The 12,611-nt window shown below is 67.2% G+C and carries 11 protein-coding genes and 1 pseudogene; 6 read left to right on the top strand and 6 right to left on the bottom strand.

Annotated features, from left to right (window positions below):
* Position 1 precedes the first annotated feature (1 nt).
* Positions 2 to 1,792, bottom strand: a complete 1,791-nt coding sequence (locus tag QM806_RS30170; RefSeq protein WP_064080347.1) for an acetyl/propionyl/methylcrotonyl-CoA carboxylase subunit alpha — start codon at positions 1,790 to 1,792, stop codon at positions 2 to 4.
* Between the two features lie 188 nt (positions 1,793 to 1,980).
* On the opposite strand from QM806_RS30170, the gene QM806_RS30165 reads away from it, so the two are divergent.
* Complete coding sequence (locus QM806_RS30165; RefSeq protein WP_064080346.1) at positions 1,981 to 2,844, top strand: acyl-CoA thioesterase; 864 nt, start codon at positions 1,981 to 1,983, stop codon at positions 2,842 to 2,844.
* A gap of 15 nt (positions 2,845 to 2,859) precedes the next feature.
* Here the strand turns inward: QM806_RS30165 and QM806_RS30160 are convergent, their stop codons facing one another.
* The 3 genes from QM806_RS30160 to QM806_RS30150 all read right to left on the bottom strand — a co-directional run bounded on the left by QM806_RS30160 (position 2,860) and on the right by QM806_RS30150 (position 5,212).
* The gene (locus QM806_RS30160; RefSeq protein WP_005565859.1) at positions 2,860 to 3,177 is read right to left on the bottom strand and encodes an EthD family reductase; all 318 of its coding nucleotides are present in this window, start codon (positions 3,175 to 3,177) and stop codon (positions 2,860 to 2,862) included.
* 114 nt (positions 3,178 to 3,291) lie between these two features.
* Positions 3,292 to 4,878 carry a solute symporter family protein gene (locus QM806_RS30155; RefSeq protein WP_005565857.1) on the bottom strand — a complete coding sequence of 529 codons (1,587 nt, stop codon included), beginning with the start codon at positions 4,876 to 4,878 and terminating at the stop codon, positions 3,292 to 3,294.
* Entirely contained in the window at positions 4,871 to 5,212 is a 342-nt protein-coding gene (locus tag QM806_RS30150) for a DUF485 domain-containing protein (protein ID WP_005565855.1), read from the bottom strand. The genes QM806_RS30155 and QM806_RS30150 overlap by 8 nt, the downstream gene beginning before the upstream one ends.
* A 294-nt stretch (positions 5,213 to 5,506) precedes the next feature.
* Here QM806_RS30150 and QM806_RS30145 point away from each other — a divergent pair, with 294 nt between their 5' ends.
* The 5 genes and pseudogenes from QM806_RS30145 (at position 5,507) to QM806_RS30125 (ending at position 11,527) form a co-directional block, all read left to right on the top strand.
* Positions 5,507 to 6,679: an acyl-CoA dehydrogenase family protein gene (locus QM806_RS30145; RefSeq protein ID WP_283293826.1), complete on the top strand. Its 1,173-nt coding sequence runs from the start codon at positions 5,507 to 5,509 to the stop codon at positions 6,677 to 6,679.
* Positions 6,680 to 6,720: 41 nt separating this feature from the next.
* Positions 6,721 to 7,122 carry a cupin domain-containing protein gene (locus QM806_RS30140; RefSeq protein WP_005250650.1) on the top strand — a complete coding sequence of 134 codons (402 nt, stop codon included), beginning with the start codon at positions 6,721 to 6,723 and terminating at the stop codon, positions 7,120 to 7,122.
* A gap of 118 nt (positions 7,123 to 7,240) precedes the next feature.
* Positions 7,241 to 8,124: pseudogene (locus QM806_RS30135) on the top strand (NADH:flavin oxidoreductase/NADH oxidase); the annotation flags it as partial.
* Positions 8,125 to 8,440: 316 nt separating this feature from the next.
* The gene (locus QM806_RS30130) at positions 8,441 to 9,904 is read left to right on the top strand and encodes an aldehyde dehydrogenase family protein (protein ID WP_283293823.1); all 1,464 of its coding nucleotides are present in this window, start codon (positions 8,441 to 8,443) and stop codon (positions 9,902 to 9,904) included.
* 339 nt (positions 9,905 to 10,243) lie between these two features.
* Positions 10,244 to 11,527: an MFS transporter gene (locus QM806_RS30125; RefSeq protein WP_043789343.1), complete on the top strand. Its 1,284-nt coding sequence runs from the start codon at positions 10,244 to 10,246 to the stop codon at positions 11,525 to 11,527.
* Positions 11,528 to 11,712: 185 nt separating this feature from the next.
* Here the strand turns inward: QM806_RS30125 and QM806_RS30120 are convergent, their stop codons facing one another.
* Both QM806_RS30120 and QM806_RS30115 read right to left on the bottom strand, forming a co-directional pair.
* Positions 11,713 to 11,994, bottom strand: a complete 282-nt coding sequence (locus tag QM806_RS30120; protein WP_275948820.1) for an SDR family NAD(P)-dependent oxidoreductase — start codon at positions 11,992 to 11,994, stop codon at positions 11,713 to 11,715.
* Between the two features lie 80 nt (positions 11,995 to 12,074).
* A complete protein-coding gene (locus tag QM806_RS30115) occupies positions 12,075 to 12,587 on the bottom strand; it encodes a nuclear transport factor 2 family protein (protein WP_169694588.1) in 513 nt (170 codons plus the stop codon).
* Between the last annotated feature and the right edge of the window lie 24 nt (positions 12,588 to 12,611).

The raw sequence follows: 12,611 nt of genomic DNA, 5'->3' as shown, positions 1-12,611 counted from the left end.
CTCACTCACCTGCCGCCGCGACGGTGGCCAGGGATGCTCCGGCCGCCACGACCTGCCCGACCTCGACGTGCAAGGACTCGACGACACCGTTAACGGCGGCGCGGATCGGGTTTTGCATCTTCATCGCCTCCAGCACCATCAGCACCTGCCCCGCCTCGACCTGGGCGCCGACCTCGACGTCGATCTGCGCGACCGTGCCCTGCATGGGGCTCTTGGCCTCACCGCTCGCGGCGGCGCCGCCGCCCCGCTTCTTCCGTGGTCCGCCGGTCGCGGCGCGGCGCGCCTGCGGCTCGGCGACGGGCGCGGCAGCGGCCGGGCCGGCGGGGGTGAAGAACGGGATGACGTAGCGGCGGTCACCGACCCACCCCTCGTTGCGGGGCAGCATCTCCTCGGTGTCCTCGGCATCGGTGTCGGACAGGTCCTCGACCGGCGGCAGCAGCGAGGCGAAGTCGATGTCGCGCTCGAGCCAGTTGGTGTGCATGGCGACGTTGCGGAAGTCCTTGTGCGCAATGACCTGTCGTGCGGCAGGGACGGTGGTGGGTACGCCGTCGATGATCAGCTCGTCGAGGGCGAGGGTCAGCCGGTCCAGGGCGCGGTCCCGGGTCGGCGCCCACACGATGAGCTTGCCGACCAGGCTGTCGTAGTACGGCTGGACCTCGTCGCCGGATTCGTAGCCCCCATCCCAGCGGACGCCGGCCCGTGTGGGTGCCTGCACGGTGGCGATCGGGCCGGGGCTGGGCATGAACAGGGCGCCGCGGGTGTCCTCGGCGTTGACGCGGACCTCGATCGCGTGCCCTCGCGGGGCGGCGCCGGACTCGGTGATCGACAGCGGTTCGCCGGCGGCGACGGCGAGTTGCTCGGCGACCAGATCCAGGCCCAGGGTCATTTCGGTGACCGGGTGCTCGACCTGGATGCGGGTGTTCATCTCCAGGAAGTAGAAGGCCTCCCGGTCGGCCTCGACGAGGAACTCGACGGTGCCGGCGCCGACGTAGCGGACCTGCTTGGCCAGGCGGACCGACGCCTCGCCCATGGCGCGGCGCAGCTCGTCCGACAGGCCGGGGGCGGGTGCTTCCTCGATCAGCTTCTGATGGCGGCGCTGCACCGAGCAGTCGCGGTCGCCGATCCACACGGCATTGCCGTGGGTGTCGGCGAATACCTGGACCTCGACGTGGCGAGCGCTGGACAGGTACCGCTCGAGGTAGACGTCGTCACGACCGAACGCGGCAGCGGATTCCTGCTTGGCCGAGGCGAACGCGGATTCGGCGTCCGAGGCCGAGGCGACCGTCCGCATGCCGCGGCCGCCACCGCCGTAGGTGGCCTTGATCGCCACCGGGTAGCCGTGCTCGTCACCGAACGCGATCACGTCCGCCACGGAGGCGATGGTGCCCTGCGAGCCGGGGACCTGCGGGACGTCGGCCTTCGCGGCGAGATCACGGGCGGCGATCTTCGAACCCATCACCTCGATCGCCGAGGAGGGCGGCCCGATGAAGATCAATCCCGCGTCTTCCACGGCCTTGGCGAACGCCGCGTTCTCGGCCAGGAAGCCGTAGCCGGGGTGCACGGCCTGCGCACCGGTGCTCTTGGCGGCCTCGATGATCTTGTCGATCGCCAGGTACGACTCCGACGCGGAGGCCGCGCCGAGCAGGACCGCCTCGTCGGCCAGCCGCACATGCAGTGCCTTCTCATCCGCCTCCGAGTACACGGCGACGCTGGCTACACCGGCCTCTGCACACGTGCGAATGATGCGGACCGCGATTTCGCCGCGGTTGGCGACGAGGACCTTGGACAACATGCCCGGACTCCTTGGGGTTTCGAAATACCTGTGCGATGGACGCCCCGGTGTGGGGTCGCCTTCGTAAGACCATGTCGCTTAGACAAACAATCGTACGTTCGCTTACGGTACCGTCAGATGTGGTAACGGTCAACGATGGTCCCCGCCGCATCCGTGAGGTGGGGTCGACGACAGAGAGGGCGCGGACGGTGATTGCCTCTGCCGAAGAACTCGAGTCCCTGGTCGACGCTCTGCGAGTGACCCCCGCGGGGGTGAACCGGTTCGATGGTCCGACCTCGGTGCGCAAACTTCCCCGGCTCTTCGGCGGACAGGTTCTCGCGCAGGCCGTGATGGCGGCCGGTGCGACCGTGCCCGCCGACCGGTATCCGCACTCGCTGCATACGCTGTTCCTGCGGGGTGGAGACCCTGGTGCGCCCGTCGCCTATCAGGTGACGATCCTGCGAGACGGCCGCTCCTACAGCGCTCGCGCCGTCACCGCGACCCAGGGCGATGATGTGCTGGCGACACTGCAGCTCTCGTTCGCCACCGAGCAGGACGGCCCTGAGCACGAATGGTCCCCGCCCCTGACCGAGACTGCACCGGACGAACTGTTGCCGCTGCACGAGCAACTCGAGGGCGAGAGTGCGATGCTGCCGGAGTGGTGGTCGCAACCCCACCCCTTCGATTTCCGCTTTCTCGAACATCCCGAGGCGCTGGCCGCGGCCGGCACCCGGAATCCCGAGCAGCAATTCTGGGTGCGCGCGGCCACCACGGTCCCGGACGAGCCGCTGCTGCACACTGCCCTGTTGGCATATGTCAGCGACCTGACCCTGCTCGACCCGGCGCTGATGCCGCACGGGCGCTCCTGGTACGGCAACCGGGTGATCGCCGGTGCCAGCATCGACCACGCGATGTGGTTTCACCGCCGGTTCTCGATGAACGACTGGATGCTGTGTCGGCAGGTCAGCCCGATCGCCACCGGTGGCCGGTGCCTGTGCACCTGCGACTTCACCACCGAGGCGGGTGCGCGCATCGCGTCGGCCTCCCAGGAGGGCGTTCTGCGCGAACCCTGACCTCGACGGCGCCGTTCAGACCGGCACGATCTCCGACTCGGAGGCGAGGAACCAGGTGATGTTCCCGATGAACTCTTCCTCGTGCTCGCGGACGGCGTCCGCCTCCGGCGAGGAGAACGCCTGGGCCACCGCGGCGACGGAGGGGAACCACAGCTCCGCCATCCCGTCGTACGCCCATTCCGTGCGATGCTCGATCGCCGGATTCTGCACGTAGCGCTCGAGTTCCGGGAGCTTCCATACGTACTGGGGGTGCTCGACGTTCCAGTACCGGAGGAACTCGTCGCGAGAAAGCTCGGACTTCGACGTGATCAGCGCAACGATCTTGACGGACATACAATTCTCCTTCAGTCGGGGTCGGCGACGGTAGAAGTTCGGCGACCATTCGGGAATGCACGGCGGCGTTCGGCCGGAGATGACAGCTTCCGGTCGAACGCCGCCGTGAGGGGATCAGTGCGCGAGGGTCTTCGTCTTGTCCAGACCTGCCCCGGTCAGGGCACGCACTTGAAGTTCGTCGAAGGCGGCGTCATTTGCGGGCTCACGACTGAGGTAGCTGCCCACGATGCACCCGAGGAATCCGGCGGGCACCGACAGCAGGATCGGGAATGCCAGCGGGAAGGGCGCTGTGGTCGACAGTGAATCCGACAGCAGCGGAGCCAGACTCGGCCACACCAGCGGACCGGTCAGAATCAGCGCCAGCGCCGTCAGCAGACCCGACAGCGCCCCGACTACGGCCCCGAGGGTGCGCATCCGCCGCCACAGCAGCGTCATGATCAGGACGGGGAAGTTCGCGCTGGCCGCGGTGGAGGTCGCCAGCGTGGCCAGGAAGGTCACGTTCTGGGTGCCGCCGATGGCCAGGGTGGCACCGACGGTGACGATCACCAACGCCACCGCGGCGATCCGGCCGACCGTCATCTCCTCCCGCTCGGGCCGGTGGAAGGTCTTGGCCCACAGGTCGTGGGCGATCGTGCTCGACGCGCTGAGCACCAGGCCGGCCGATACCGCCAGCAGCGTGGCGATCGAGACCGCGACCACCAGCGCCAGCAGCAGGTCGGACGCGAAGCCGTCCCCGCCGCCGAGCCAGACGGTCAAGGCGGGCAGGGCGAGATTGCCGCCCTTGCCGGCGATTTCCTCCCCGCCGGCACCGAGGGCGGCGCGTGCCGAGATGCCGAGGAACGCGATCAGGACGTTGAATCCGCCGATCAGGCTGATCGCCCAGATCGCGGACTTGCGGGCCTCGATGGCGTCGGGGACGGTGAAGAACCGCATCAGCACATGGGGCAGGCCCACCGCGGACAACGTCACGGCCACTGCCATGGACATGATGTTCCAGGGCCCCTGGAAGGAGTTGCCGGTGGCCAGGTAGTGATCGCCGAATTTACTCTGCGAGACCGCCTGCTCGATGATGTTGAGCGGGTTGGGATCGATCCGGATGAGAACCAGGATCACCAGCAGCGCGACGACGCTCATCAGGGCCACGGCCTTGATGATCTGCAGCCACGTCGTGGCGAGCATGCCGCCGAAGAGCACATAGGTCAGCATGAGGACCGCGGCAATCACCACGCCCCAGGAGAAGTCGATCCCGGCGAGTGCCTCCATCAGCACACCGCCGGCAACCATCTGGGCGAGGAGGTAGAAGACACAGATGAAGAGCGTCGAGATCGCCGAGACGATGCGGACCGGACCGGACCGGAGCCGGGTGGCGAGCGCGTCGGCGAACGTGAAACGCCCTAGATTACGCAGCTTTTCGGCGATCAGGAACATCACCATCAGGAAGATCCCGCAGGCGAAGATCGCGTAGACGATGCCGTCCATGCCGTAGAGGTAGGCCAACCCGGCGTAACCCAGCAGGGAGGCCGAGGACAGGAAGTCGCCGGCGATGGCGGTGCCGTTCTTGCGTCCGGTCATACCGCCCCCGGCCGTCCAGAACTCCGCCGACGTCTTCGTGCGGCGCGAGGCGAAGTAGGTCGCCACGAAGGTGGTCGCCAGCAGCAGGATCGTGACGACGACGGCCGTGGTGTTGAATCCGTCAGACATTGCCCGCGACCTCTCGCTCTCGGGTGGCGGGCACGCTCAGCACGGCCGCGGCCAGGATGTCCCAGTGGCGTGCGCGGCGCACGTACCAGGCACCGAGGCTCATCACCGTCGCGACGTAGGCCAGGGACAGGATCAGCCCGACGCTCAGACCCGGGACGGGACGTTTCGCGATGATCTCCGGGGCGAATGCGGCGAAGCCGACGAGCGCGCAGAACGCCACCGCGAAAACGCCCCAGGCAACGGTGAAGAAACTTCGGCGGTCACGTCGCAGGCGGAGCATCGACGGATCCGACCAGAGCCGGCTCCAGTCGACAGCGGTCTCGGTGGGAGGCATGGTCACCCTTTCTCGTGCTGGTCGGTGCCGTCTTTCGCGGGTGAAACGCGAGTTCACGACGAGTGAGGGCGGGGCCGGTTGCGTTGTGGGACCGCGCGGCCTGCGCGCCCTCTGTAATGGGCATCACACACGCTATACGAACGGGTGTTTGTTTGTCTAGGTGGAAGGAGTGGTCGCCTGACCCTTGGAAAAACGTGCGTTCGTTTGTATCGTGGGGTGGGTGACCAGGTCACAGCGCGACGGCCGCACCTTTGTACCCCGAAGGGCGCGGTCACCCCGAGTTGGAGGAGTCTCATGATCGGAAGCGGCACCCTGCCGGACACTACGGAGCAAGCGGATCTGCGCGAGATGGTGCGTGAGATCATCGAACGGTATGCACCCCCGCAGCGGGTCCGGGAACTCGACGACGCCAACGCGTTCGACCTCGAGCTGTACCGGGCGCTCGGCGAAGCCGGGCTGATCGGACTCGACGCCCAGGCCGACGGCACGACCGGCGCCGACCCCCGACATCAGATCATCGTCCTCGAAGAGCTCGCCGCCGGCCCGACCTCGATGGCGGTGTGCCTGGTCGTGCAGTACATGGGCGTCGGACTGCTCACCGAGTACGGCAGCGACCAGCAGCGCAGTGCCGTCCTGGCCCCGCTCCTCGACGGCAGCGATCGGGTCGCCTTCGCACTGACCGAACCCGACGGCGGCACCGACGTCGCCCGAGTCATGCGCACCCGGGCGAAGCAGGCCGGCGACGGCCGGTGGATTCTCAACGGCGCCAAAACCTGGATCTCGGGTCCGCAGCACGCGAGGAATCTCATCGTCCTGGCCCGGACCTCGACGCATGAGTCTTCGCCGATCGACGGCATCACCATGTTCGTGGTCCCGACCGACACTCCCGGCATCACCGTGCGCGAACTCGACACCTTCGCCATCCACAGCCTCGACACCTGCGAGGTCACTTTCGGCAACGTCGAAATCGATGCCTCCGCCGTCCTCGGGCACGTCGACCAGGGGTTCCGGCAGGTGCTGGGCACTCTCAACGGGGAACGACTCAACGCCGCCGCCGCCGCACTCGGGATCGCGCGGGGCGCGCTGGAAGCCGCCGTCGACTACGGCCGCCAGCGTCAGGTGTTCGGGCGCCCGGTCGGCAGCTTCCAGGCCGGCCAGCACCGGCTCGTCGACGGCGCCATCGCGATCGAGTCCGCCCGGGCCCTGATGCTCCAGGCCGCCGCGGCCACCGCCACCGGCAAGCGCGCCGACATCCTCAGCGCCATGGCCAAGGTCGCTGCCTCCGATGCGGCGGTCGCCGTCACCGACGCCGGCATGCGTCTGATGGGCGGATCCGGGTTCAGCAAGGAGTACCCGATGGAGCGGTTGGTCCGCGACGCCCGCCTCTACACCTTCGCCCCACTGACCAACGAGATGCTCCGCAACCACATCGGTGAGAAGTACCTGGGATTGCCGCGGTCGTTCTGACTCGCGTACCCGCACAACACAACACAGAAAGAAACACCATCATGCCCGCCATTACCCCCTTCGCCGACGAACTCAACGCACTTCCGCCGCTGGCCTCGCGCTACGTCGACGTCGACGCCCTGCCCTGGCGCCCTTCCGGGTACGAAGGCATCGATATCAAGGTGCTGCTCAAGGATGAGGAGAGCGGTCTGCTCACCGCCCTGTTCCGCTGGCAGCCCGGATCGGTTCTGCCGCTGCACGAGCATGTCCGGATCGAGCAGACCTGGGTGCTCGAAGGCAGCATCGTCGACGAGGAAGGCGAGACCACCGTCGGGAACTTCTCGTGGCGACCGCAGGGCAACCAGCACCGCGCCTCTGCGCCGAACGGGGCACTGGTGCTGTGTTTCTTCCTGACCCCCAACAAGTTCCTCGAGGGACCGAACGCCGGCTCGACGCTGGAATAGCCGCACCACCCCGACCTAGGAGTTCGTGTTGTCTCAACCCACTATTCATCGCACGCGGCTGTTCTCACCGCTGACCCTGCGCGGTGTGACCTTCCGAAATCGCCTCTGGGTGGCGCCGATGTGTCAATTCTCCGCCGACGACGGCGTACCCGACGACTGGCATCTGGTGCACCTCGGCTCGTTCGCCAAGGGGAAGGCCGGCCTGGTGCTGACCGAGGCGACCGGGGTCAGCCGGAAGGGCGGATCAGCCCCAAGTGCACCGGGCTGTGGAACGACACGCAGCTCGAGGCGTTCGCCCGCATCAACCGGTTCGTCACGGAGCACGGATCGATCCCCGGTATCCAACTCGCGCACGCCGGCCGCAAGGCCTCCGCGCAGGTTCCCTGGGAGGGCGACGGCACCGTCCCGATCAGCGAGGGCGGCTGGGAGACGGTCGGTCCCTCGGCGACCGCCTGGGGAGACCAGGCGGTGCCACGCGAGATGACCGTCGCCGACATCGCGAAGGTGGTCGCCGACTTCGCCGAAGCCGCCACCCGTGCGCTGGCCGCAGGATTCCGGGTCGTCGAGATCCACGCCGCACACGGATACCTGCTCCACCAGTTCCTGTCGCCGATCACCAACCAGCGCACCGACGACTACGGCGGAGACCCCCACCGCCGCGCCCGGCTGCTGCGGGAGATCATCGCCGCGGTTCGCGCGGTCTGGCCGGAGGAGTTGCCGCTGTTGCTGCGGATCTCCGCCACCGACTGGGCTGAGGACGGCTGGGACGTCGACGGCAGCGTCGCACTGATCCGCTCGCTCGAGGGTTCCGGGATCGACCTCGTCGACGTCTCCAGCGGTGGCCTGACCCCGGAGCAGAAGATCACCGTGGGACCGGGATACCAGGTGCCGTTCGCTCGCCGGATTCGCAACGACACATCCCTGCCGGTCGCGGCCGTCGGGCTGATCACCGACTCCTCCCAGGCCGAGCAAGTCCTCGTCGACGGAGCCGCCGACGCTGTTTTCGTCGGACGGAACCTGCTGCGCGAGCCGATGTGGCCGCTCAAGGCGGCAAAGGAACTCGGCGTCGAGGACACGCTCGACTGGCCGACCCCGTACCGGTCGGCCCGCTACCGCGGCAACATCCCCTGATCTCCCGGTGGGCGCCGATCGTTGACATGGATGGGTGCCCACCCGGTACCGTAAGAAAACAATCGTTCGTATGTGGTAAGCGCGCCGGGTCCCGAGGACTTCCGCGCGCGCCGGGCGGCACCCACGGCCGCATCATCGCCGCCAGCGTTCGTGTGTTCGCCGAGCAGCTCTACCTGAAGGAGAAAAGATGTCCGAGACCAGCCCGAGCCGTCATCAACTGCTGATCGACGGTAAGTGGGTGGATCCGGTCGAAGGCGGCACTGTCGACGTCTTCAACCCGTCGACCGGAGAAAAGCTCGCCGAGATCGCCGCAGGCGGCCCGCGCGATGTCGAACTGGCGGTGCAGGCTGCCCGCCGCGCATTCGACGACGGCCCGTGGCGGCGGATGCCGGCCGAGTCCCGCGCCCGGATCCTGCACCGCTTCGCGGACCTCATCGAGGCCAACGCGGACGAGATCGCCCTCATCGACACCCAGGACTGCGGAAAGCCCTACGCGTTCATCCGCGACATCGACCTGCCGAACATGGCCGACCTGCTGCGCTACATGGCCGGGTGGACCACCAAGCTCGAGGGACGCACCATCCCGCTGTCGCGGCAGAACCCCGGAGACTTCTTCTCCTACACCCGGCGGCAGCCGGTCGGCGTGGTCGCCCAGATCATCCCCTGGAACGGCGCCGCGCTCGCCGCGGTCTGGAAGCTGGCCCCGGCGCTGGCCGCCGGATGCACCGTGGTGCTCAAACCCGCCGAACTCGCCTCCCTGGCCCCGCTGCGCCTGGCGGAGTTGGCCGTCGAAGCCGGTGTGCCCGACGGAGTGGTCAACGTGATCACCGGAACGGGCGCAGACGCCGGAGCTCCGCTGGCCGGTCACCCGCAGGTCGACAAGGTCGCGTTCACCGGCTCGGTCGAGACCGGCAAGAGGATCGTCGTCGCGGCGGCATCGAACCTGAGCAAGCTGACCCTCGAACTCGGCGGCAAATCCCCCAATGTCATCTACGACGACGCCGATCTCGACATCGCCGTCGACGGAGTGCTCGGTGCCGTCCTCTATGCCCAGGGTGAGGCCTGCACGGCCGGGTCGCGGCTGTATGTGCAGCGCAACGTCTACGACGAGGTCCAGGCCCGTATCGCCGCCAAGGTGCCGGAGATCAAGATCGGCCCCAGCGCCGAGCGCGGCGTCCTGGTCGGCCCGATGATCTCCGACCAGCACCGCTCCAAGGTCAAGACCTTCGTCGAGGGCGCGCTCAGTGACGGAGCGGAGATCATCGCCGGTGGTGCCCAGACCCGCGAGCCCGGTTACTACCTCGAGCCGACCGTGCTCGGCGGGGTCGACGACGACATGACCATCGCCCGGGAGGAGATCTTCGGTCCGGTTGTTTCGCTGATGCCGTTCGACGACGAAGCCGAGGTGTTGCGCCGCGCGAACGACACCACCTACGGTCTGGCGGCCGGTGTGTGGACGAGCAACGTCGGTCGCGCCCACCGCTTCGCCGAGGCGGTCAACGCCGGCGCGGTATGGGTCAACTGCTACAACGTCTTCGACGCCGCGCTGCCGTTCGGCGGCTTCAAGCAGTCCGGCTGGGGTAAGGAGATGGGCGGCGAAGCCCTCGACGGTTACCTGCAGAGCAAGGCGGTTACCGTCTCGCTCGCCTGACCACTGTTCGTCGACCCTCCCCTAAACGCCCGGCTGGTGCACCAGCCGGGCGTTTTGCGCGTTCCGTGGGCGAATTCCGGTGGGTCATCTCACCACTCGATCGCGTTGGGCGCGTCCGGTCCTGAATCCTCGTTGTGACCGTTGACACGACAGGTGATGCAGCACTAACATACGTACGTTCGTTTTTCTGGTGCGGTTCCGTTCCGAGCTACCGCACCTTCCGTTCCGGGTGCGATTCACGGTCGAATTCACTACGCGCCGTGTGCACTCCGGTCCGTCGCGCTCGTCCCGACTGCGCCTCCTGCCTTGCGGGCGGCGCCCCAGACACAGGAGCACGTCATGACAACCTCGACGCTCACCGGCGCGCGTGTGACATCCACGCGCGCGCCCCTCTACAGCTGGTGGGTCCTGCTGGTCAGCCTGCTGTGCTTCATGTGTTGCTTCATCGGTCTGAACACCGTGGCCGTGTTCGGCACGGTCATCCAGGACGACTGGGGGATCAACGCCACCCAGCTGTCCTCGCTCACCACCGCATCGATGCTCACGTTCTGCGTGGTTCCGGTCTTCGCCGGCAAGTGGGCCGCCCGTATCGGGGTGAAGAAGATCATCGTCATCGGCCTGCTCTGCAATGTCGTTTCGGGGCTGTTGATCCCGGTCGTCGGTGAGTCCTACACCGGCATGCTCGTGCTGCGTCTGCTCCTGGGCTGCTGCGGCGGCGTGATGAATGCCTCGCTGGCCACCCATGCATCCTTGTGGTTCCCCAAGAACCGGCGCGGTTTCGCGACCGGCCTCCTGATGGGCTTCCTCGGCGTCGGCTTCTCGATCACCTCGTTCGCCGGACCGCTGCTGACCGACAGCGGCATGTCGTGGGAGGTCGCCTCGATGTGGCTGACCGTGGTCCCGAGCATCGCCTGCGGTGCGTTGTTCGTGCTCACCGTCAAGGACTTCCACAAGTCCCACCCCGGTGTGCCCTCGATGGACGCCCTCGTTGCCGAACCCGTCGGACTCCGGCGCCCGCACTCGACCCGTTTCGACGCGCTCCCCAAACCGGGATCACTCGCCGAGGCGCTGCGCAGCTCCCGAGTGTGGTGGTCCTCGCTGTACGGTGCAGGCACTGCGATCACCCTTTACGGGCTTTCCTACGCCCTGCCCTTGTTCCTCGAACAAGACCGCAGCATGACGCTGCTCGAAGCCTCGGCGATCATCGGCGTCACCTTCATGTTCAAACTCGTCGCGGCTCCCATCGGCGGGCTGATGTCGGACCGGCTCTTCCGCGGCGAGCGATTCCAGACGAACATGATCGGTGCCGGTCTGGCCGGCATCATGGTGGTCGCCCTGCCCGGGATTCCCGCGAGCACTCTCGGGATCTACCTGTGCATGATGTTCCTGGCAGCCTCGTTGTACGGTGGCACATACTGGGCGTGGGCGGCGGAACTGTCTCAGCCGCAGGCGAACTACCAGACGAGCGGACTCATCGTCACCGTCAGCAACGTCGGAGCAGTCCTCGCCGCGCCGATGCTCGGATTGATCATCGACGCCACCGGCAGCGCCACCTACGCCATGGTCACCATCGGAGTCCTCGGCCTGCTGAGCGTGGAGTGCGCCCGCCGCTCACGATTGTGAGCCGCACTCCTTCCACCCCCTGATCGCCGACCCACTTGGCCCGCTATCCCAGCCTCTGCGCCCTCGCGGGTCGGCCTCCACACGCTCTCCGGTTCCGGGCGGTTCACACACTATCGGCGCGCGAGCCCGGATCCGGAGAGCTTCAGCTGTGCACACCCCGCGCAGTACTGCTACGAGGGCACATCTCAGCGGATGGTCCAGCCGCCGTCCGCGACGTAGACCGCGCCGTGCACGAAGCTCGCCTCGTCGCTGATCAGGAACACCACCCCGTGAGCCCGTCCGCCCGCCTGGCGGATCTCGGTGACCACGGCATCGATCCCGACCGGATCGAGGTCCCACACGACGACCTCGGCGCCCTCGGAGGCGAACCGTAGAGCGCTCGCGCGGCCGATACCCGACGCGCCGCCGGTGATCACCGCCGTCCGATCGGCAAGTCGAGTTCCCGTAGCGCTAGCCGTTTCGATCATTACTTCCTCCCCTGAATATGAAATGGCGGAACAGAATTGAGCTCCTTGCTACCCTGCCCACCCGCGATGGGGTATGTGGCTCAGTCGCGGAACGGCTGCTTGACCCAACCCTGATCCCAGTTGGACACCTGGTGTGTGCGTCCGCGCAGTTCCTGGAAGTACCAGGTGCCGTCGCGCTTTACGAACTGATCGGTGTAGTTGATGGTCAGGATGACCGGGTCCTTCTCGGTGGCGTCCCGACTGTTCTCGATGGTGCACAGGCACAGCAGGTAGAAGTATCCAACTGCGCTCTGGCCGTCGTCGGCGAGTTCCACACGTGGGGCGATCATGTAGTGCAGAGCCCAGGTGATCTTGTCCGACAACGCCCGGAAGTGCGCCTTGATCTCCTCGTGGCCGGTCATGGACCCACCCTCGCCGTCCACGACCCACCGGCCGTCTTCGACGAAGAGACTGGCGATGCCTTGCGGGTCGTAGCCGTTGTCGCAGAAGCCGGCGTAGCGATACTTGAGCTGTTCGATTGCGCGGACGTCCTCGAGTCGTGTCAGTCGCTCGGCGAGCTCGGTGACGCTCACATCCGCGGTAGTAGCGTTCATGATAACGGGTCCTCCTGTGAGGGT

It is taken from the genome of Rhodococcus sp. IEGM 1351 (genome assembly GCF_030056875.1).
Taxonomy (GTDB): Bacteria; Actinomycetota; Actinomycetes; order Mycobacteriales; family Mycobacteriaceae; genus Rhodococcus_F; species Rhodococcus_F opacus.
Note: the sequence above shows the minus strand (reverse complement) of the source record. Positions and strands in the feature narration are given on the sequence as shown.

What these genes read in the sequence shown, in the direction of transcription:
- QM806_RS30170 (WP_064080347.1), bottom strand. Translation starts at nt 1,792, where the DNA reads ATGTTGTCCAAGGTCCTCGTCGCCAACCGCGGCGAAATCGCGGTCCGC.
- QM806_RS30160 (WP_005565859.1), bottom strand. Translation starts at nt 3,177, where the DNA reads ATGTCCGTCAAGATCGTTGCGCTGATCACGTCGAAGTCCGAGCTTTCT.
- QM806_RS30155 (WP_005565857.1), bottom strand. Translation starts at nt 4,878, where the DNA reads ATGTCTGACGGATTCAACACCACGGCCGTCGTCGTCACGATCCTGCTG.
- QM806_RS30150 (WP_005565855.1), bottom strand. Translation starts at nt 5,212, where the DNA reads ATGCCTCCCACCGAGACCGCTGTCGACTGGAGCCGGCTCTGGTCGGAT.
- QM806_RS30145 (WP_283293826.1), top strand. Translation starts at nt 5,507, where the DNA reads ATGATCGGAAGCGGCACCCTGCCGGACACTACGGAGCAAGCGGATCTG.
- QM806_RS30140 (WP_005250650.1), top strand. Translation starts at nt 6,721, where the DNA reads ATGCCCGCCATTACCCCCTTCGCCGACGAACTCAACGCACTTCCGCCG.
- QM806_RS30130 (WP_283293823.1), top strand. Translation starts at nt 8,441, where the DNA reads ATGTCCGAGACCAGCCCGAGCCGTCATCAACTGCTGATCGACGGTAAG.
- QM806_RS30125 (WP_043789343.1), top strand. Translation starts at nt 10,244, where the DNA reads ATGACAACCTCGACGCTCACCGGCGCGCGTGTGACATCCACGCGCGCG.
- QM806_RS30120 (WP_275948820.1), bottom strand. Translation starts at nt 11,994, where the DNA reads ATGATCGAAACGGCTAGCGCTACGGGAACTCGACTTGCCGATCGGACG.
- QM806_RS30115 (WP_169694588.1), bottom strand. Translation starts at nt 12,587, where the DNA reads ATGAACGCTACTACCGCGGATGTGAGCGTCACCGAGCTCGCCGAGCGA.